Source organism: Defluviitoga sp. (assembly GCF_035349255.1).
In the GTDB taxonomy this organism is placed as follows: Bacteria; Thermotogota; Thermotogae; order Petrotogales; family Petrotogaceae; genus Defluviitoga.
Map to the genome: position 1 here is coordinate 1 of NZ_DAOPSE010000005.1, position 22,560 is coordinate 22,560.

A 22,560-nucleotide genomic window follows, 5' to 3' on the forward strand; every position below is an offset into this window, starting at 1 on the left:
CAACCGAGCTTGCATTTCTACAAGCCCCCGCCTCTATAGGCGGTGGGTAATTGACCTTATTTTCTTTAAAAGATTGCAAATAACAATGCAGCTATTATTATGATTACTTTTAAAATATCAGAAATTTTTGAATATATAGACTCTGATCCATTATAATTAACATAAAGAATTCCTTTATTTTCTTGCCGATCTTTGAAAACATTTGTTATTCTACCATAACGATCTATTGAACCAGTTAAGCCTGTATTTGATATTTGGACAAAATCTCTTCTGGTTTCTACTGCTCTAAAAACGCCTTGAGAAAAATGTTGTAAACGAGCAGTTTTTGAGTTAAACCAACCATCATTAGTTATAGCGATCAAAAAGCCCGCTCCTTTTTTTGCTTGATTAATTGATACTTCAGAAAAATATGTTTCAAAACAAATTTGGACTCCAAACTCATAATTATTCAACTCAAATATATTAAATTTATCTCCAGGTGTGTAGTATCTTAATAACTTAAACACTTGAAAATTTTTAAAAAAGGACTCGTATGGTAGAAATTCTACAAAAGGAGTTAATTTAATCTTATCTTGAACACCAATCACCATCCCGTATTGGTTGTAAAACCAAGCAGAATTATAAAAATTTTTTCCATCGTCACGAAGATACCCAATTATTACGGGTTTATAAACATTTTGTATATCCTTTCTCATATAATCTTGCACATCAGTGTTAGAAATATCTTCTAGATAAATTGATTCTGGAAATACAATTAAATCTACATCTCTACCCTGAAAATCGATAATATTTTTTGAAAAAACCGAATAATTTTTATAAATATCGGAAGAGTATTTCATTTCTTGGGGAACATTAGTTTGGACAGCACCTATTTTTATTGAATCATTTGTATAATTCATATCAGGTAAAAACCTTGCTATGCTAAAATTGAGAAAATATATAAAAGAAAAAATAAGAATCATCTTAAAGACTCGATTTCTAGATTTATCAAAAGCTATAAATGAATTTACTAAAACAACTATAAAAGTAAGGCCAATTGGTCCTATTATCGAAACTAATTGAATTAACCCTGTGTGATCATACAGAGCGTAAGCTAGATTACCTCCGGTGAAAGCAAAATCTCCAAATTCTCTTAATATTTCAGCACTTGTAAAAGCTAGAGAATAAAATAAAGATAAATGTAAAAAATTATCTGTTCTTTTTTTTCTATGATAAAGTTCTGCCAATAGCCATATTATTAAATAGGGCAGAATAAGCAAAACGATCATACCCACAAATCCTAAAAATCCGAAAAATGAGGGATAAGTTTGTAAAACCTGTGGGATATTTTTTGTTAAAGTAGGAAACAACCACCAAAGTGTTGTAACCAACATTGAAGACGAAAAGATTAAAATATGAAAAAATCTTTGATAATAGTTCTTCGAATTAGCCATGTTTCTAAGAAAAAATACTAAAGAAAACCAAATAATAAATGAAAAAAGATTCCCCGGCATAGATAAACCAGTTAGAATCCCAGAAATTAAAGTAAGAAAATATTGCATTTACAACCTCCGTCTAATTAAAAGTTTGATTCTTTTATAAACATTAATATAACAATATTATCATATCATAAAATCTACAAGTTAAAAAGTAAAAGATTATAATTTAAATATGATTTATCTTATTCGTTTATTATACAACGGAGGAGAATAAAATGACCAAAGAAGAGATACGCAAATTGTTGCTAAAAAAAAGACTGGAATTAGATTCAATTAGTTATGAAGAAAAATCTAATGAAATAGTAAATAAGTTATTAGCGAAACTAGAGGAATATGATTTTCAAACAATTGCTCTATATTATCCAATAAAAAACGAAGTCAACATCATTCCTTTGATAGATGTATTGTTAAAAAAATCAAAAGAAATATATTTACCTAAATTGGTTGGTAAGAAAATGTACATGGCAAGATTAAATTCCCTAGATTGTTTAAAGCCCAACAAATACAACATCCCAGAACCTATAAACAACGAGTTTGCCTCATTAATTGATGTCTACATAATTCCAGCTGTTGCTTTTGACTTAAGAAAATATAGGATAGGATACGGAGGAGGGTACTACGACAGATACTTTAAGGAAAACAAAAGAACTTTACTGATAGGTGTGATTTTTGATTTTCAACTGGTTGATTATTTCAAAGAAAACGAACATGATATAAAAGTTGACTTGATAATTACTGAAAAAAAGATAATTAAATAGTAATAATATTTGGATTAAAAAATGATAGAACAATAAAAAGTAGGGCACTTTATTTTTTTCACTCTTATATTAAGAGTGATATACGATATTATTTTATTTACATTTATTAAGTTCAAAAATATTATTAGAACTGTTGTATAAGTTTATGACCATTTTAATTTTTCAACTTGAAAAATTAAAATTTTTCGAGTATAATATAAGTAAAGGATCGGTAATAAATAACTCCTTACATTTATTAAATAAAACAAGTTGAAAAAGTCATTTCAAAGGAGGTATAAAAATGAGTGAAAAAGAATTCGTTGTAGGGATAGATTTGGGAACAACTAATTCTGCAATCGCATGGGTAAAACCTGATGGAAATGCTGAAGTGATTCCAAATGCAGAAGGTAAAAGAACTACGCCTTCAATTGTATCTTTTACAAAAGATGGTCAAATTTTAGTAGGTGAACCGGCTAAAAGACAAGTAATTTTGAATGCTGAAAGGACCGTTAGGTCAATTAAAAGATATATGGGTAGTGATTATACCATTAAAATTGACGATAAAGTTTATACTCCACAACAAATAAGTGCTTTTATTCTAAAAAAACTTGTTAAAGACGCTGAGGAGTATCTCGGTGGAAAGATTAAAAAGGCTGTAATAACCGTGCCAGCATATTTTAACGACGCCCAAAGGCAGGCCACTAAAGAAGCAGGGGAAATAGCCGGATTGGAAGTTCTAAGAATAATAAATGAACCTACAGCCGCTGCCATAGCTTTTGGATTAGACAGATCTGAGGAAGAAAAAAGGATAGTAGTATACGATCTAGGTGGAGGAACTTTTGACGTTTCAATTTTGGACATTGGGGACGAAATTATAGAAGTTATAGCAACTTCTGGTAATAACAAACTCGGTGGAGACGATTTTGATCAAAGAATCATCGATTGGTTAGTAGATGAATTTAACAAAGAATATAAAGTCGACTTGAGAAATGATAAACAGGCTATGCAAAGATTAAAAGAAGCTGCGGAAAATGCGAAGATTGAATTATCTACAAAATTGGAAACAGATATCAATTTGCCTTTCATAACTGTAGTTGATGGTCAACCCGTTCATTTAGAGAAAAAACTAACAAGAGCGAAGTTTGAAGAACTAATAAGAGACTTAGTAGAATCTACAAGAATTCCTATAGAAAATGCCATGAGAGATGCAAAGCTGACTCCTCAAGATATTGACGCTGTTTTGCTTGTAGGTGGTTCTACAAGAATACCTTATGTTCAAAGACTTGTTTCAACTTACTTTGGCAAAGAACCTTCAAAAAACGTTAACCCTGATGAAGCAGTCGCCGTTGGAGCTGCAGTACAAGCTTCCATTATGGTCGGAGAGACTGACAGGGACTTAGTGTTAGTGGATGTTACGCCTTTGTCTTTAGGAGTTGAGGTTAAAGGTGGATTACTGGAAGTAATTATTTCTAGAAATACCAAAATTCCCATAAAAAAATCAAAAATATTTACGACTGCAGTTGATGGACAAACAGAAGTCGAAATTAGAGTCTATCAAGGAGAAAGGCCATTAGCAAGAGATAATTTCTTTCTAGGAAGCTTTAAGCTTACTGGCATTCCACCCGCACCAAGAGGAGTACCACAAATCGAAGTTACGTTTGATATCGATACCAATGGCATAGTAAGTGTATCGGCCAAAGACCTTGGAACACAAAAACAACAATCTATGGTTGTAACTGGAAGACAGAAACTAAGTAGGGAACAAATTGAAAAGATGATTAGAGATGCTCAAGCATATGAACAACAAGACAAGAAGATCAGGGAACAAATCGAAATGAAAAATCAGGCTGATGAACTAGTTTATCAAACTGAAAAAGCTTTGAAGGAACATGGAGATAAACTACCCAATGACCTCAAAATTTCTTTAGAAAATATAACCAACGATCTTAAGGAAGCTATCGAAGAAGACAACTTTGGAAAAATCAAGATATTAATGGATGAATTGCAACAGGAAATCATCAAAATAGGCGAATATGTGTATCCTCATGAAGATCCTGGAGCGGCGACCGGAACTGCTTCCACAGAGTATGACGAAGATTAGACGAAGATAATTAATAGTTTTTTACAAATAGTAAGAGGCAGCTTTGGCTGCCTCTTATTATTTTATTTTTATAATTTCAATCGTCATGTTCCTCTACTATATAATGATCAAAATATAGATCTACAATATCGAAGGGAGCTTTAATTTTATTTGACCACTCGATATTTAAAGGATGCTCTATTCCTGATGATATAACCGTTATTAAATTAAAAACATCTGCTAAATCATGTATCTTTTTCACATTATACAATCCACCAACTTTTGTTACATTCAGTACTACTCCATCGGAAATTTTCTGTAATCCTAATAAATCTTCTACAGTTACAATCGATTCATCCCAAAATACCGGATATTGCGATTTTATTAATTCTATTCTTTTTTCTCTACCTTTTGCAAGTGGTTGCTCTAATGCAACTATTTCTACGTTTCTCATGAGATCTAGTGCCTTGGTCAATTCATAAAAATCTAACAAACCTCTGAAATCCAACCATACGCGTTTATCTTGAAAAGCTGACGAAATTTTTTCTAAGTCTCCCATCGAAGGTTTTTCTAAAAATTCTATCTTTACAACCTTATCGTTTGTAAAATATTCGTTGTACACATCAAGAATATTTGCATCTTTGTTCCAAAAAATTCGAAAAAGATTTTCTTGATATTTATCTTCTTCAAAAGAAAAAAGCAGTTTAGATATATCAATGTTATACTTATTACTGATATAATCACAGATCGCCAACATTATTGAAGTTTTGGCAGTATTTTCATTTCCAACTAACCTGTCAATTAGATTTTCAACCGTTTGAAGGTTTTCAATCTCTGGAACATTTTCAATAAAATCTCTCAACTCCTCAAGGATAGCCATTGTAGATTTAAACGTGTGTCCAGAATAAACATCAGGAGTAGCAGTCCCTACACCTTCTACACTGTCTTTATCAATTATCTTAAAAAGGACATGTTCTTTCCATTCTTCATTTACATTTTTTAAAAAAGTTCTTTCTTGCCAGTAATATACATCTCTTTCTCTACTATGCACAATTAGATCACTCCTAATTTTTTAAAAATACTCTTCCTCAAAATAGTACCAACATTAAATAATACCACAATATCGAAGATAATATCCCGTATATTGGAGACAAAAATAACTCTTTAATATTCTTTTTCTTAACAAAAATAAGTTTATAAGCTAATCCAGCTGCAATAGCTATAATTACCCACAAATAGTTATCGGCAAGTGCAAAGATATACATAGCTAATCTTTCAGAAGCACCAATTGTGTCTCTTTGATGTTTTTCCAAAACACCAAAAGTTCGAAATAAAAAACTGCCAAAACTAGTTGCTACAACCATTCCTACAATGTAAAATTGAAATACTTCCGAAATAAAAGAGTTTTGAAAAAAAGATCTGAAAAAATAGGAAAGAAACAGAAAAACAACAATCCAAACCAATTCAAAAAACAAGTTTGTTCCTTTTCTCTTTATCCGTAACAAATCTATTATTACATGAATAAATAAGGAAAAGAAAACTATTAATATACCCCATCCCTTCAGCATATCAAAATTGAAAGCAAGAAATACCAAAACAACCCAAATTAAATGTTTATAATAATTTTTTTTATCTAAAAATTTTGGTGAATATACATTTGTGAATGCAAAGTCAGATACAAAATGACTGATAAAAATAGTTAATGGGAACATAGACTACCTCCAATTTTATGTTTTTTACAAATTTGCAACTTTCAATATACTTCTTAAAATTGCCCTTTATTTTGCATAAGTGTTATATAAACTATCATAATAAAATCAACAAGGATACAGAACATAGACCGATTCTAATTCAAAAACTAATTATTCCCAATACTTTTTCTCAACTTTTGTTAACCTTGAAAAATCACCTTTCTTTCTTCCAACTTTCGCACATTCTCTTCCATTCACTTCCACAACATCGGCAGTAAAATCTAATTTTTCTTTCAATAATTTAGATCCAACCCCATACAAATCGGCTGGAACATCTAGTGTTTCAAAAAGATCTATCTTTTCCACATCAAAACCTCCAGAAACCATAATTTTCAAATCATTCATACCTAATTGATCAAACTTTTTTCTTGCTCGCCAAACCATCTCGGGGTTTACTCCTAATGAAGCCCTATCTTTTGGAATTACTGATTTATCTCTAAGGTTACCTGAAGTATCAAATCTAACCCCCCAAATTTTATTCTTACCTTCCCCAATCACTTTGGCTAAATCCCCAGCTGCAACATTTGGTTCATGACCATAAAAGTATTTGTAAAAATTTTTAGCAACCTCTATTGAAGTTCCGATTACATCGTTATTCCAATCCACCAAAACAATTCTATTAACATGTCCATCGATGTGCTTGTCAAACGCAATTGTTGCCGCAGTTGTGTCTCCTTCATAAGCAGCTATTAAAGCATGCGGTATTGTTCCCAATGATTCTACTCCCCAATAATCGGCATTAGCATCTGTTGAAACTCCAAATGCACCTGCTTTTAAAGCCGCATAGCCATCGGTTGTTTGAACCCAGAAATGGTCAAACCTTGCACTAAAAAATATTACAGGCTTACCTCTTGCAGCTTTCACAACTTTTTTTACCGAAGTAGCAGTGCTCGAAGCACGAGCCATTACGCCTAACAAAATGGTTTCCAAATATCCAAAATATGCTGGATTACCCTCAATTACAAAGACAGGTTCCATATCCTTAGCCTCGTCACCGTCATAAAGCGCTTTTACTTCGATTTCGTCCCATTTGTCTACCCATAAATTGTTCAAAATCATTCTTATATCCCATTTCTTCGAAGTAAGTTTTAATAATTCGTCTTTGTCCATCCTGGTTGAAGCATCTTGTATGGACCTTTCTAATTTTAAAATTTCATCAAATAACTCCTTAGCCCTTTCTTCATCTTTATAATATCCTGCCCCAAACCTCAAAATAGCAAGAGCTTCGTCTATTCCTACTACTACACAATCTCCTCTAGGAAAAAACTGATAAGTTACCGAGACATTTCTATTATCTTTCTTTAGAACTTCCACATATCTAGTAAAATATTTATCACTGTAATATCCCATTCTTACTTTATCAATCGGAACTTTAAAAACATTGGGATGTAACCTGCTCTTCTCATTCACTTGACTCATTCAAAAATCACCTTCTAGTAGAATAATTTTTCTCTAAGTTTAAGAGATATTCTTTCCATTCTAATCCTGGATTAAAATCTCCCAATTCTCCATTACTTTTTATCACTCTATGACAAGGAATTATTATAGGAAGGGGATTATTTTTCATTAAACTACCGACTGCTCTATATGCTTTCTCATTTCCAGCTTGTCGAGCCAATTCCTTATATGTTATGATACTACTTTTTTCTGTCTTATACAAATAACAATACACCTTTTTTGCGAAAGAGGTTTTTCCTGGAACTTCAAAGTATTTGATAGGGACTCTTTCTAATTCTCCAAACAAAAAATCATAAATTAAATCAAAATATTTTTTGGTTTGATAACTGTATTGACTAGAACTTTTAATCTTTGTAAGTTCGATTCTTATTATCTTTCTATCTTCAATGTGAATAACAATATTTCCAATCTCCGTTGGTAAAATGGCTTTCATCTTTCTAGCTCTTTGAAATCTACTGGTACAACATAAGTTACACCATCTTTCATGGTGATACCATAAAAAATCTCTGCAATCTCCATCATAAGTTTATTATGAGTTATAATTAAAAACTGAGACTTTTGAGAGTTTTCCAAAATTAAATCTGCAACTTTGGCTGTATTTATATCATCCAATGATGCATCAATTTCATCTAAAATATAGAAAGGACTGGGATTTAAATTGATCAAAGCAAATAAAAAGGCTATTGCAATTAAAGCTTTTTCTCCTCCTGAAAAAAGAGAAAGTTTTTGAAAATTTCTCCCAGCTTTTTTCACAGATATCTGAATTCCTTTTTCAAAAGATTTTCCTTCTCCTAAAAGTTTGAGCTCACCATAGCCGTTTGGAAAGAGCTTGGATATAAAATATCCAAATTCTTTGTTTAACTCTTCAAAAAAATTGCTAAACTGGTTTTCTGCTTCTTCGTCTAACTTTTTTATAGAACTTTTTAAAGAATTTATTGAATTTAATATGTCTTTTTTATTTCTCTTACTCTCTTCGTATTCTTTTTGTACTTCATCGTACTCATCTAATACAGTTAAATCCACCGACCCTAGCTTTTTTAGCGAGTCTTCTAAATCATATAATCTATTTTCCAAGGCTTTTATATCATTTTCAGGTAAATCTTTCAATTCAAAATCTTCTTCTTGTATGCCAAAATTTTTAGCTTTCTCTACTAAAAACTTAATATTATTATTAACATCTTTAATCTCATATTCTAACTTTTGGTTTTCTTCGCGAATTTTATTTACGACTTCCTTTAACTCATTTCTTTGATTCTCATATTTTTCTAACAATTGCGATTTATCATGTTTTCCAGTTCTACTAGCTTTCATCATATCAAATAATCTCGAAATTTCTTCATTTAAAAATTTATCATCATTTTCTAAACTGCTTAAAGTCTGATTTATTTTCTCTATTTCAACATTTATTTTATTCATCTCATGAGATAATTCTTCCATACGTTTTCTGGTTTTAATTAATTCATCAGAAATAGTTAATTTTTCATTTCTAAAATATTCGCACTTCTCAGTAGCTGTTTCTAATTCTATTTTGTACTCAACTAGCTTTCTTTCCTTTTCAGAAAGCTCATCTTTTAAAACATTTATCTGTTGCAAAAGATTGTCTTTTTCTTTTTCCAACACAGCTTTCTGATGTTGGTATTCTTCCAATTTTGTCTCTAAGTCTTGCATCCTTTCATTAAAATTGTTGTTTTCTTCTTCACATTGCATGATTTTATCTTGAATTTGTTCAATTTGCGTTTTGACTTTTCTTTCTTCCTCTTTTATCCTTTTATACTCACTGAGATGAATATTTTTAGTTGCATAAAGATTTCTTAATTCATCTCTCAAATTTTCTAATTTGTTTTTCTTTTCTATAAGTTCTTGTTCAAGGTTTTTCAAAGTATTAGTCCTTATATTTAGTTCTTCTCTTATCTTTGCTAGTTCTTGTTCTAATTCATGTGTTTCTCTTTTTCTTTTTAGAAAGAAAGAAGAATAATCATATTTTGACTTACCACCGGTTATCGAACCATATCCTGAAACTAGTTCTCCACCTAAAGTAACAATATTTCCATTGTAGTTCATTTTTGAAATTTTTATTGCAGTATCTAGATTATCTACTAATAGTGCGTTAGAAAACACATATTCCATAACTTTTCTATAACTTTCATCAAAAGTTATGATGTTTAACACAAAATCAATAACTCCTGGTTCATTCAAAAAAGATTTTTTCAAAGACACTCTAGTTCTCAACAAATCAAGAGGTAAAAAAGTTATTTTCCCATTTGTATTTTGCTTTAAATAATCTAAATATTCTTTTGCCCTGTTAGAATCTTTTATCACAACGTTTTGTAATTTTGCTCCTGCAATTGTGGAAACTGCCTCTTCATATTTCTCGTCTGTTTTAATTAAGTTTGCAACAACATCCACAACATTTAGGTCTGATCCAAACTTCTTGAAAAACTCCCTTGTAACCTCAGAATAACCTTCATACTCATTAATTTGCCTTTTTAAATTTGTGTAATTAAAATCCATTTCTCGTTCTTTTTCTTGCATCTTTAAAAGTTCAACCCGGAGTGAATTATACATTTCTTCAGTTCTTTTTAAATCTAATGTTTCTTTCTTTGTTAATTCCTCAAGTTTTGACTCAAAATCCTTTGTCATACTTAATTCACTTTCTAATTCCTGTAGCTTTTGTTGTATTTCATTATATAATGTTTCTAAAGATCTTTTCTGCTCATTAAATAAGTTAATTTTATTCTGGTTATTTGAAAACTGGCTCTTATTCTTATCAAGACTTTCTAGTAAACTTCCGATTTCAGGATCAAGATTCAAAAGTTTCTCTTCTATTTCATTTAATCTATTCTCATTCTGTTTTAAAATTTTCAAAGACTCTTCTTTTTCTTCTAATTTTAGAACATAAGATTTTTCTTTTTCTTCTTTTTCAACGTTGTATCTATCTAACTGCTCATTAATTATAGAAAGTTTCTCCTTAAGATCTTCTATTTTTTCTTTTAATGATTTACTTTCCCACTTTTTATTCAATAACTCAGAATTTAGAATATTTAACTTTTCAGATAGATTTTCCTTTTCTTTATCAATCAGCTGTAATCTTTGGCGATAACTTTCTACCAAATCACCATGAGTAGATAATTGTTTGTCAACGTTCTCTATTTCGTCTTTAAGACTTCGATACATCCTTTCAACCTCGAACAACTGACCTAATAACTCTTTTATTTTTTCGGAATTTTCATTCAACTTACTTTCATAATCTTTTATTTGATTCATAAATTTTACCTTTGAAACGCCAAAATAAACCTTTCCTATTTTTTTTATTTCATTAACATATTCAAGATACTTTTTAGCCCTTCCTGCTCTTATAGATAAAGATTTTAATCTTTTATCTACCATAAAAAGTACATCATTTATTCTTTCTAAATTCTCATCTGCCTTCTCTAGAAGTTTAAGAGAATTTTCTTTTTTCTCAAGATAATTAGAGATGTTTGAGGCGTCTAGTACGATATTTCTGATATCTTCAGGTGAAGCATTAACTATTTCTCCGATTTGTCCCTGCCCTATGATAGAATAAAAATTTCTTCCCACCCCTGTATCAAATAGACTATGTAATTCTTTTAACGTTACCTGTTTAGAATTTACATAGTATTTATTGTGTGAATCCCTCTCTAAGATTTTTGAAATTTTTACGGTTTTTCCTACGTCATTTCTCAGTACCAATGAAACTTTAGCTTCATTGGATGAACTTAGGTTATTACTACCAGAAAAAAGTATATCAGTTTTTTCAGATATACGCATCTGCTTTTGGGATTGTTCCCCAAGCAACCATCTAATAGCATCTACTATATTTGATTTCCCAGATCCATTGGGACCAATTATAGCAATGATATTTTTATCAAGATTAAAAACCGTTCTTTTTCCAAAACTTTTGAATCCTTCTATCTCTAGAGAAAGAAGTCTCAACTAAATCCCCCCAGAGATCTCCAAACTTTTTATTTTTTCTTCAATATACTTAACTACTTCTTCGGTGCTTTTCCCTTGTTGAAAAGCCCTGTACATAAAACCAATTAATGTCATATCCAGTGACGCGAACCATCTAGGAGAAGCCTTAGCCGTACTTTGATTTCTTAATAAATAGCTAGGATGAAATGTTGCAAAAACTTTAACATTACCAAGCCAATCGAAAAAATGTCCTCGTGATTCAGTCATTTTATTTAAGCCCGTAAAATAATTCAAAGGAGTACTTCCCAGAGTTACTATAATTTTAGGTTTAATCACAAGTATTTGAGCGTCCAAATATGACTGACACTCTTTTATCTCTTCCTTAGTTGGTGCTCTATTTTGTGGTGGTCGGCATTTTACAATATTTGTGATAAAAACATCTTTCCTCTCTAGCTTTGCTAAATCTTTCAACATCTTTTCAAGCAATTGCCCTGCCCTTCCTACAAAAGGTTCACCTAAAGCATCTTCATCTGCCCCAGGACCTTCGCCTACAAATATTATAGGTGAATCAACATTACCAGAACCCGGGACTGCGTTCTTTTTTGTAAGATGGAGAGGACATTTCTCGCACAATTCAACGTTTTTTGCAATCATCTTCATCTTTTCTTGTTTTTCAATATTTCCGTATAAAACCACTATAATCTCCCCCGTTTAATATCAAGATTGTGGAAAAGTAACTTCTTTAATTTATGTAAACTTTAATTTTACATTGGTATTTACATTAAACCTACATTAACTCCTGTATTACTAAAACTAACATTCTTGCTGGGTAGATAATTGATGAAAAATGTCAAAGCAAAAGATTTTATTTCAGGTTGAGGTAAAACTGAAAATTTAGCCTTAAAGTTGAAAGTCCAACAAACTATTCTCTTTTGAATTTCAAATTCAGTAAAGTCTAAATATTTATTGTTTATATCATAATTAAATGAAATATTCGCAAATTCACTTTTGTCCCAATTCATTACTTGAAATCCTGTCTTTAAATAATTTGATACATAATAAGTTGAACCTATTCCAAATGAATATTCTGAGTTCTTTTGAAGAAAATTTAGATTGAAATCATATAGATTATACTCGTTTTTTATGTTAAAATTACCAAAAATTTTGTTACCTTCCTTATAGAAAACATAATAACTGTATATCTCAGGAATTATTTTAGAAAAAACTTTTTCATCTAAATAAATCTTATAATCAAGTTGTAATAAATTCCGGTTGTATCTAAATATTTCTCTGTTTTTTAAATATTCAATTTTCAGATCTTCTTTATGATTGAAATCAAACTCTGTTCTATGACTGTAATTTGGTAAATTGTTTGTTATCTTTATATTTGTAACTTCAGGAAAAATATTGTCAGGATTAACGACATTAAAATCTGTTTTTGTCTGTAAAATATTTTCTGAACTTAATATTTTTAATTTATTATTAGTTTCTAATTTTAACGCTTTTAAATTAAAAGGATTTTCGAGGTCTATTAAGTCATAAGTACGAGTTAATATGGCAGAATTAAAAAAATGATTTTCAAAAAGAGATAAATTGTACCCAAGGTAATCTATATAATTAATCTCGTCGGTGGTACTTGGAGAATAGGAGTTTTCTAAAACTTTGACGTATTCAAGAGAATTTCCAATGTCAAACATACCCAAATTTATATCTATCCCTGGCTTTAAGGAATAATCAAAAAGAGTTTTCCCGTTAGAATATGTCTGATCAGGTACAAAGTCTTTTCCGTGATTGAAATGAATTTTGCTATCTATGTTGAACTTTAATTTAAAATCATCTTTTTTATATTCATATATAGTATCTCTGTATGAAAAAGTATTATTTGAAATCAACCTATTTTGTACCACTTCAGAACTCAAACTGGAAAAAGCGTAATCAAAATTTCCGTACATACTAGTTATCCCCGTATAGAAATTATATTTTCCAGCTAATTCAATAGTATCTTTTCGAGTATTCCATATTTCATCTAACGTTAGATCTGTCAAATCACCATAAGATTTTGAATTTAGTTTTACCTTTGATAATGAAACTAAAGATCTACCAAATCTTTTCTGAAAAGCTTGTGTCTCTAAATTTAAAAATAGAACATCTTCGAACCCTTCAGAATCCCAAAAGAAATGAGACTGGATATTTTTTAAATCTCCTAAATTAGTTTTTAGTTTAGGAATATTTAAAGAAAGGTACTTATTATCAGTCGTAGGCTCTATTTTTATCTCCAATTTTGATTTTTCAAAAAACTCATAATAAACTCCCAAATTATCAGCCTTACTAGGAGAATGAGATATCTCGGAAAAAATAAACAATTTACCTTCAAACAACGGAATTCCATACCTAAAAAAAGAATCCAGATAAACATTCCCTGTATCTAATTCATTAATTACAGTGTTAGATAAATGAATAGAGGAAGAATTCTTAAACTTATAATTAATCTTTGTTTTAATGGAAATTTCTCCTTCACCATAACCAAAAGTTAAGGAAAAAGGTTCTTCCTCTTCTTCAGATAAACTTTGAAAATAGATAGGTAAATAAAATGCAGGAATACCAAAAAAACTCAGAACAACATCTCTAGCAATTAAAAAATAGCCTGGATATACATCAACTTTTTTAGCAGACAAATAATAAGTTATACAATCCTCACACGTTGTCAATTTTGCTTCTCTTGAATGAATTACATTTTCATCGACAGGTTTTTCCAAAGTTTCAGACCAGATTCTTACGTTAATTTCTTTTTCTCCTTTATACTTTTGAATGGTATAAGAGTTTAAAAAAAGCACTGAGTTTTTTTCAAAATTAACGGCAATTTCAGAGGCTTCTATTAACATTTCATTATTATAGTTATATTTAACATTACCAAAGAAGGTTGCTGATTTAATTGTTCCATCTTCATTTAACTCTCCTTCGGCTTTATCTGAAACAATAGTAGATCCTTCGTATTCTACCAATACACCATTTTCTAAAATTAAAAAATTATCTTTTAAATAGAAAGAATCACAGGTGATATTTACAGGGGAGGAAAAAAGCATGCCACTAAAAAATAAAATAATAAATAAAGGTATAATTCTTTTCACTGGTTCTAAAAGCTTATAAGAAAATCTGGTATCTAATATTAGAAATAAAAATATTCCAATTGCTCCAAAAATAATATTTGGTATCCAAGCGCTGATTGTAGGATCTATCAATTTTTCTTTACCTAAAGCAGTTAACCATGCCCCCGAACCTTGATAAATAACTACCAAAATAAAGGTAGTGATAACACTCCATGACTTACTGGTTAAATTTAAAAATAAAGACAATGCAATACCGAGGATACATATTACAAATGGAGCCAAAGAGTTAGCAAACTTCGATTGGTAAGAAACAATAAGCCCTGAAACATCTAAACCTAACTTAGAAAAGGTATTGATTTTTTCCCGCAATTCTTTTGAGGTCATTTCGTTTGCACCCTTTGAGAGTTTTAAAAATTCCTCGACATCTTCTTGTATATCTAACTCAATTTGTTGAAATACCATATCTAAATCTAGAAATCCATCTTTGTTCATTTTGAACATTCTACCTTCTTCCATATACCAACCATTTAACCCTTTTTGAGCTTTCTGAGCATGGAAAACAACGGTGGAATTTCTCTTAACTTCATATAAAAGAACATCATATAAAATCCCTGTGTTTCTGTCTATTTGCCTTACAAAAAGATATCTTCCATCTCCAACGTCAACAAATTGGTTTTCTTCGATCTGAGCTTCAGGCTTTTGATAAACATACAATGCCAAAGCTTCCTTGGCTTTAAAATTGGCTTTTGGAACGATAGTATCAAACAAAGCAAAAGTAAAAAAACAAAAAATTACAGCCCAAACTAAAAAAGGAATAGCAAATTTCTTTGTTGGAATACCTAAAGTTTGAAGAGCAATAATTTCATTAGCGGCAGAAAGTTTTGAAACTACCCAAAAGACACCAAATAATACACCTACAGGAATTCCCATAGAAATAAAATATGGTAAATGGTACCATATCAATATCAAGAGCTTTGAAAATCCAACATGATTCCTGACAATTATTTCAGAAAGTTGATATAATAATTCAACACTTACGAAAACTATGAAGGCTATTACACCCATAAAGAAAGGTGGTATAAACTCTTTAGTAATGTATTTAAAGAGTTTTTTCATTTATTCTTCTCCTAAACAATAAAAAAGTTCTAACTCATTGTTTCTACATTTATAAAAATCTCCAGTTAATGCCCAAATAATATTTTCGGAAATATTTGTTGTTAAATCTGAAAAAGTTAGAATGTTGTTTAATATTTCTATATGTAGAGATATTACTTTCACTGAGTCCTTTGATTTGTATAGGTAAGATTTATACGCTTTAATTAACGAATCAACTTCCCCATCAAAAACACAAACTTCTCTGGATTTCTTAAAAAAGGTGTCCAAAACTTCTTTTGTTCTTAACTTTTTTTCTTCAATGTTGATAAAATCCGATAGCATCAAAAGTGCATTAGAAAAATTATCTATTGTAACGTTGATAGCGTCCTCAAAATTAGCTGAATTAATAAGATGAGGATTATTCATAATTTCTATATTCAACTTTGCGTTTTTCTCAAATAAATCTCCCATGTTTTCAAAGATATGAACTAAATTTAAACTCATAAAACAAGCTTTCAAATAGATCCCTGTAAAACTAAATGAGGTTAACAAACGCATGCCTTCATAGCTAAGTTCCACTTCCATTAAATCAAGCCTATCATCTTGTTCTATAATCTCTTTTGATAGATCTATCATTCGCTCCAAATAAGCATCTCTAAATTTATACAACATACCCTGTAATATTCTTCCCATGCGTAAAACATTGTTAAGATATCTTATCAATTCATTTAAACCTATTTTATTAACTTGTGTAAAGGTTTCTTCTTTAGCCATCTGATACCTCCTGCTTTTATTTATGAAAAAATTAGTCGCAGGAAACTATTCAAATCTTCTACCAAATCCTAATTTTTGTTTTAATGCATCAAAATAATACCCTTTATTCCTTTGAGCCAATCTAACAAACTTTTCACTACCCGATACAATAAATGATTCATTTGTTTTTATTTGATGAATTACGTCACCATCACCAGTAACATAATCAAAATCATGCGAACTATTTTTCAAAAACACTTCAACTTTGTGAATAGGTTCAATTATTAAAGGTCTAATATTCAAAGCATGAGCAGCCAAAGGAACTATTTCTATCACATTTAAATTCGGATTAATGATAGGACCTCCCGCTGATAAGGCATATGCTGTTGAACCCGTTGAAGTAGAAATTATTACTCCGTCTCCTAAAAAAGAATACAACAAATGTTTACCTATTTTAATTTTTATATCTATAGTACCCAATGGTTGACTTTTAATAAGAACTACATCGTTTAAAACTAAAAACTTTTTTTCTTCGATCAAACATTCTAAAAGGTGTCTTCTTGAAAAATTTAAATTATCTCTTTTTATATCGTTTATTAATTCATCAATTTCGTTACTAGAATAAGCACTTAAAAAACCTAAATTACCTGTATTTATACAAATAATAGGTTTAGAAAAATTAGCTGCTTTTTCCGCAACCTTCAAAACTGTTCCGTCTCCGCCAAAAACAATAAAATAATCGCTTTTCTCTCCCATCTCTTCGTTTATTTGAGATTGAGCTGGCAAGAGGGCGGTTACTTGAATATCTTCCTTTTCAAATAAGGCTACAATCTCTTCTAATTGCTTTTTAAATAATTTTAAAGGGTTGTAAAAAATAATAACGTTCATATCCTATCCACCAAGCCTTAAACCTAAATCTAATAAACTTTGAATCAAAAATCTATCTAAAAAGATTAGTATCAAAAAACCTATCATAGGAGAAAAATCAAGTGGACCAATTACTATAGGAATAAACCTTCTTATGGGATTTAAAATAACATTCGCGACAGAATCTACAAAACCTCGAAATTTATTATAATAAGGCATAAAAAAACTCAATAAAGCTGACATAATAATGCAAAATTCAAAGAAGATCACAACTATCCTTAGTACATAACCTATTGCAACAAAAAGATTTCCTAATATGAACATTTTTTCTCTCCTTATTTTAAAATATTTATGGCCTTAGCATAATATTATTAAAACTAAAGAAGTTATATTGGCAAACATTTACCTTCACGATAAATTTAATTATATTTTCTTTCACCAAATAAACGTGTGCCAATTCTTAGATATGTAGCACCTTCTTCTATTGCTATCTTGTAATCATTAGACATACCCATTGAGAGCTCTCTAATGGTGTCATACCTTGACTGCAGCTTATCTTTTATTTGCCTAAGATCAGAAAATGTTTTTCTCAAGATATTTTCATCGTTTGTGTAAGGAGCCATCGTCATTAAACCTATTATTTCTATGTTCCCAAAAGAGTTTAGCTCCATAACTTCGGTTACAAAATCTTCAACTTCAGAAGGTTTAAGACCTGCTTTAGTTTCTTCTCCTGAGACATTTACTTCTAAGAAAATCTTTTGAATCTTGTTAATTGATTCAGCCCTTTTCTGAATTTCTTCAATCTCTTTTAATCTCCACACAGAATGGATGTAATCTGCCATTTGTACAATGCGTCTTATCTTATTTGTTTGAATTGTGCCTATAAAGTGCCAATTTATATCGTATCCATTTAATTCCTCATATTTATTTATCATTTCCTGAGCTCTGTTTTCACCAAAATCTCTCTGACCACATTCATACAAAGTCTGTATATACTTAGAAGGAAAGTTTTTTGAAACTGCTACAACTTTTATACTCTTATAATCTCTACCACACTTTATTGCTATATCCTCTATTTCTTCTTTAAAGCTATAAAAATTATTTCTTAAAAAGTCATTCATTTATTCCACTCCACAAACTGAGATCCTTATCTGAGACCTTTTTATCTAAATTAAACTTTTTGTAGGATTTCTTTGTTGCAACTCTTCCCCTCGGGGTTCTAATAATGAACCCTGATTGTAATAAATAGGGCTCATAAACCTCACTGATTGAATCTGGCTCTATCCCCAGAGAGGAAGCTAGGGCATTTATACCTACCGGTCCACCATCATAATTTTCTATAATGGTTTTAAGAATTTTTCTATCCATCTTGTCCAATCCATCTTCGTCCATTTCAAATAATTTCATAGCATTTATAACATCTTCTACTTCTATGACATCTTTATTGTGAACCTGGACATAGTCTCTGATCCTTCTTAACAGTCTATTTGCGATTCTAGGAGTTCCTCTAGCTCTTTGTGCTAAAAGCAACGCTGCATCTTCTTTAATTTCAATATTTAAAATGGTTGCACTTCTTTGAATAATCAGCTGAAGATCTTTTGGCGGATAAAAATCCATTTCTAAAACTATTCCAAATCTGCTTCTTAAGGGAGGAGCTATCAAGCCTAATCTTGTAGTAGCCCCTATTAAGGTAAATGGTTGTAAATCTATTCTGATAGATCTTGCAGAAGGACCTTTCCCAATTACTATATCTAATTGAAAGTCTTCCATAGCAGTGTATAAAATTTCTTCTATCGACCTATTTAATCTATGTATTTCATCTATGAATAAGATATCTCCTCTTTCCAAATTAGTCAGCATGGCAGCGAGGTCCCCTGCTCTTTCTATAACAGGTCCACTGGTGACGTGTAAATGAGATCCGATTTCATTTGCGATAACATGTGCTAGCGTAGTTTTCCCTAAACCAGGTGGTCCTGCTAGCACAATATGGTCAACTTGTTCATTTCTGATTTTTGCGGCTTCAATTGTCACCAACAATTTTTTCTTTATATTATCTTGACCAATAAATTCATCCAAAAATTTTGGCCTTAGATTTCGTGATCCAACGTCTTCAATATTAGCGTTAGGATCTAAAAATCTTTTTTCCAAATCGTCACTTCTTTCAAACATTTTTAGAACTCCTTTATTTCATTATGGATACACCCTGTAGAGTGTTCTTGGAAATGGAATAGCTTCTCTAATATGTTCTAAGCCACATATCCAAGCTATGGTTCTTTCTACTCCCAAACCAAAACCACTGTGAGGAACACTTCCATACTTTCTTAAATCTAGGTACCATTCATATTCTTCTACGGGTAAATTACACTCTAGTAATCGTTCAATTAGTAAATCTTCATCCCAAATCCTTTCTGAACCTCCGATAATTTCTCCATAACCTTCGGGAGCTAACAAATCATCACACATTACAACCTCAGGATTTTCTTCACAGGGTTGCATATAGAAGGCTTTTATCTTTCTAGGATACTTTTCAACGAAAACTGGTTTCTCAAATTGCGAAGCAATGGCTGTTTCTTCATCTGCACCAAAATCGTCACCAAATTCAATATCAAAACCCTTTTTATTTAAAAATTTCACAGCGTCGGTATAAGCTATTCTTTCAAAAGGTAAAGATACTTTCTGTAGTTTATCGACATCTCTTCCGATTTCTCTTAGATCCTCTTCGCAATTTTCTAAAACTCTATTTACAATGTAATAAACTAAACTTTCTTGAAGTTTAATATTCTCTTCATGCCTATAAAATGCAACTTCTGCTTCATTCATCCAAAATTCTATTAAATGTCTTCTTGTCTTTGATTTTTCTGCCCTAAATGTAGGTCCCAAATTGAAGACCTTACCAAAAGCCATACATGCTGCTTCAAGATAAAGCTGCCCTGTTTGAGCTAAATAGACTTTTCCATAATCGAAATAATCTAGCTCAAATGTATTACCAGCAGACTCCCCAATTGAGCCAGTAAAAATAGGTGTATCAATTAAAACAAAATCATTTTCATTAAAAAAATCTCGAATTGCTTTTATAACCTCATTTCTTATCTTTAAGATATGAAATTGTCTTCTCGAGCGAATCCAAATATGCCTATTTTCCATTAAAAAATCGATACCGTGTTCTTTTTTGGAGATAGGATAATCCTCTTTGGGCTCATGAACAATTTCAATATAATTGATGCTTAATTCCACATTTAAAGGAGATCTTTCATCTTTTCTTACTATTCCCCTTAATATGACACTAGTTTCCATCTTTATCTTTCGAATTTTTTCAAATGTTTCATCATCAAAATCCTTTTTCTCCGCAACTCCTTGAACAAAACCGGTACCATCCCTTAATTGTAAAAAAGCTATTTTACCACTACTTCTTTTATTCCATACCCATCCTCGAAATTCAATTAATTCTCCAACATGGTCTTTGAAATCTTTTATATAAACCCAGTTAGGTTTCATGGAACACCTCCATATGTATTTTATGTGCTTGTTTTTAAATTTTAATAGGTATAAATCAGTTTATCAATTAACCATCTAATACAATATTTATTATATCACACTGAACATTTAATAATGATGTCAAAACAGAACTTGATACCAATCAAACACTTGAAAAAATTTTAGCTTTTATGGTATAATAGAATTAGTTAAAATGCAAAAATGGGGTCGTGGCGCAGTTGGGAGCGCGCTACCATGGCACGGTAGAGGTCGTGGGTTCAAGTCCCATCGACTCCACCAGATGAGGGAGTTATTCCCTCTTTTTTTATATAATTAAAAAGCTAAAAATTTTAATTTTTCATTAGGAGGTAAAGCAATGGAAGAATACCTTACCTTTGATGATGTTTTACTGTTGCCAAAAGAAAGTTCCGTTTTGCCCTATCAAATTGATACCACTTCAAGATTAGTTAAAAATATATATTTAAAAATTCCTTTTTTATCTGCGGCAATGGATACAGTGACAGAATTCAAAATGGCAAAAGCTATGGCTAGAGAAGGAGCTGTTGGGGTTATACACAAAAATCTATCAATCGAACAACAAGCTTATGAGGTATCAAAAGTGAAAAGAACAGAAAATGGCATTATTTATGATCCTATAACAATTGGACCAGACACCACCGTAAGAGAAGCAGAAAATATCATGAGAGAATATGGCATTGGAGGTTTACCTGTCGTAGATAAAGATTTAACTCTTCTTGGAATTCTTACAAACAGAGACATTCGATTTGAAAGAAACTCCGAATATAAGGCCAAAGATCTTATGACCCCTTTTGAGCACTTAATAGTTGCTGGTCCACATATAACATTAGAAGAAGCAAGGGAAATTCTTCACCACAACAAAATAGAAAAGCTCCCTATTATCGATAATAACCGTAAGATCATAGGGTTAATAACCATAAAAGACATAATTTCAGTAATTGAAAATCCTAATGCTACTCGAGACGATAAAGGTAGATTAATAGTAGGAGCAGCGGTCGGTGTTTCTGATGGCTTAATTAGGACAGAAGAGTTAGTCAAAGCAGGTGTTGATTTTATAGTCTTGGATTCTGCTCATGGCCATTCCAAAAATATAATGCAAATACTTAAATTAATAAAAGAAAAATTTCCTGATCTTCCTGTCATAGCTGGAAATATTGCTACAGCCGAAGCGGCTGAAGATTTGATAGAATGCGGCGCAGATGCTTTGAAAGTTGGGGTGGGACCCGGATCTATTTGTACTACAAGAGTTATTTCTGGAGTTGGCGTTCCTCAATTATCTGCCATCATGAAAGTTGCCCAAGTCGCAAACAAATTTGATATTCCTGTGATAGCAGATGGAGGTATAAGGTTTTCAGGAGATATAGTTAAGGCTCTTGCTGCAGGTGCTTCTACTGTAATGATGGGCAATATTTTTGCAGGCACCGAAGAAGCACCTGGAGAAACAATCATATATCAAGGTAGAAAGTTCAAATCTTATAGAGGAATGGGGTCACTTGCAGCAATGGAAAAAGGAAGCAAAGATAGGTATTTCCAAGAAAACATACCAAATGAAAAACTAGTTCCTGAAGGTGTAGAAGCAATGGTACCATATAAGGGAAACGTTAAGGACGTAATTATCCAATTGATTGGTGGCGTAAAAGCTGGTATGGGATATATTGGAGCCGAAAATGTTGATGCTTTAAAAAGAAAAGCAGAATTTATAAAAATTACTAATGCTAGTGTTATTGAAAACCATCCACATGACGTCCAAATAACTCGAGAAGCACCTAACTACTTTTTCTTTTAACT

The 22,560-nt window shown here is 31.1% G+C and carries 17 protein-coding genes and 1 tRNA gene; 4 read left to right on the forward strand and 14 right to left on the reverse strand.

The window, feature by feature from the left end; translation table 11 throughout:
* Nucleotides 1-65: 65 nt before the first annotated feature.
* The gene (gene lnt, locus PKN74_RS02350) at nt 66-1,541 is read right to left on the reverse strand and encodes an apolipoprotein N-acyltransferase (protein ID WP_472308218.1); all 1,476 of its coding nucleotides are present in this window, start codon (nt 1,539-1,541) and stop codon (nt 66-68) included.
* Between the two features lie 152 nt (nt 1,542-1,693).
* On the opposite strand from lnt, the gene PKN74_RS02355 reads away from it, so the two are divergent.
* Both PKN74_RS02355 and dnaK read left to right on the forward strand, forming a co-directional pair.
* Complete coding sequence (locus PKN74_RS02355) at nt 1,694-2,236, forward strand: 5-formyltetrahydrofolate cyclo-ligase (RefSeq protein ID WP_472308220.1); 543 nt, start codon at nt 1,694-1,696, stop codon at nt 2,234-2,236.
* 280 nt (nt 2,237-2,516) lie between these two features.
* Nucleotides 2,517-4,316 carry a molecular chaperone DnaK gene (gene dnaK / locus PKN74_RS02360; protein WP_472308222.1) on the forward strand — a complete coding sequence of 600 codons (1,800 nt, stop codon included), beginning with the start codon at nt 2,517-2,519 and terminating at the stop codon, nt 4,314-4,316.
* Between the two features lie 76 nt (nt 4,317-4,392).
* Here the strand turns inward: dnaK and PKN74_RS02365 are convergent, their stop codons facing one another.
* From PKN74_RS02365 to asnS, 13 genes are all read right to left on the reverse strand, one after another.
* Entirely contained in the window at nt 4,393-5,346 is a 954-nt protein-coding gene (locus PKN74_RS02365; protein WP_472308224.1) for an enolase C-terminal domain-like protein, read from the reverse strand.
* A 37-nt stretch (nt 5,347-5,383) separates the two neighbouring features.
* Nucleotides 5,384-6,007 (reverse strand): hypothetical protein, encoded by a 624-nt coding sequence (locus PKN74_RS02370; protein WP_472308226.1) that lies wholly within the window; start codon nt 6,005-6,007, stop codon nt 5,384-5,386.
* Between the two features lie 150 nt (nt 6,008-6,157).
* Nucleotides 6,158-7,465 carry a nicotinate phosphoribosyltransferase gene (locus PKN74_RS02375; protein ID WP_472308228.1) on the reverse strand — a complete coding sequence of 436 codons (1,308 nt, stop codon included), beginning with the start codon at nt 7,463-7,465 and terminating at the stop codon, nt 6,158-6,160.
* Nucleotides 7,466-7,472: 7 nt separating this feature from the next.
* Complete coding sequence (locus PKN74_RS02380; RefSeq protein ID WP_472308230.1) at nt 7,473-7,937, reverse strand: methylated-DNA--[protein]-cysteine S-methyltransferase; 465 nt, start codon at nt 7,935-7,937, stop codon at nt 7,473-7,475.
* Nucleotides 7,934-11,458 (reverse strand): chromosome segregation protein SMC, encoded by a 3,525-nt coding sequence (gene smc / locus PKN74_RS02385; RefSeq protein WP_472308232.1) that lies wholly within the window; start codon nt 11,456-11,458, stop codon nt 7,934-7,936. The genes PKN74_RS02380 and smc overlap by 4 nt, the downstream gene beginning before the upstream one ends.
* Nucleotides 11,459-12,133, reverse strand: coding sequence for a uracil-DNA glycosylase (locus PKN74_RS02390; protein WP_472308234.1), 675 nt, complete (start codon nt 12,131-12,133; stop codon nt 11,459-11,461). It lies immediately after the preceding gene.
* Nucleotides 12,134-12,213: 80 nt separating this feature from the next.
* Nucleotides 12,214-15,660, reverse strand: a complete 3,447-nt coding sequence (locus tag PKN74_RS02395) for an LptF/LptG family permease (RefSeq protein WP_472308236.1) — start codon at nt 15,658-15,660, stop codon at nt 12,214-12,216.
* Nucleotides 15,661-16,413, reverse strand: coding sequence for a phosphate signaling complex PhoU family protein (locus PKN74_RS02400; protein ID WP_472308238.1), 753 nt, complete (start codon nt 16,411-16,413; stop codon nt 15,661-15,663).
* A 45-nt stretch (nt 16,414-16,458) separates the two neighbouring features.
* Nucleotides 16,459-17,280 (reverse strand): NAD(+)/NADH kinase, encoded by an 822-nt coding sequence (locus PKN74_RS02405; protein ID WP_472308240.1) that lies wholly within the window; start codon nt 17,278-17,280, stop codon nt 16,459-16,461.
* A 3-nt stretch (nt 17,281-17,283) separates the two neighbouring features.
* Complete coding sequence (locus PKN74_RS02410; protein WP_472308242.1) at nt 17,284-17,583, reverse strand: YggT family protein; 300 nt, start codon at nt 17,581-17,583, stop codon at nt 17,284-17,286.
* 95 nt (nt 17,584-17,678) lie between these two features.
* Entirely contained in the window at nt 17,679-18,380 is a 702-nt protein-coding gene (locus tag PKN74_RS02415; RefSeq protein WP_472308244.1) for a YggS family pyridoxal phosphate-dependent enzyme, read from the reverse strand.
* Nucleotides 18,373-19,428: a Holliday junction branch migration DNA helicase RuvB gene (ruvB, locus tag PKN74_RS02420; RefSeq protein WP_472308246.1), complete on the reverse strand. Its 1,056-nt coding sequence runs from the start codon at nt 19,426-19,428 to the stop codon at nt 18,373-18,375. The genes PKN74_RS02415 and ruvB overlap by 8 nt, the downstream gene beginning before the upstream one ends.
* Nucleotides 19,429-19,449: 21 nt before the next feature.
* Entirely contained in the window at nt 19,450-20,754 is a 1,305-nt protein-coding gene (asnS, locus tag PKN74_RS02425) for an asparagine--tRNA ligase (RefSeq protein WP_472308248.1), read from the reverse strand.
* A gap of 203 nt (nt 20,755-20,957) precedes the next feature.
* Between asnS and PKN74_RS02430 the strand changes: the two genes are divergently transcribed.
* Nucleotides 20,958-21,033: transfer RNA gene (locus tag PKN74_RS02430), tRNA-Ala, on the forward strand.
* Between the two features lie 76 nt (nt 21,034-21,109).
* Complete coding sequence (gene guaB / locus PKN74_RS02435; RefSeq protein ID WP_472308250.1) at nt 21,110-22,558, forward strand: IMP dehydrogenase; 1,449 nt, start codon at nt 21,110-21,112, stop codon at nt 22,556-22,558.
* Nucleotides 22,559-22,560 lie beyond the last annotated feature (2 nt).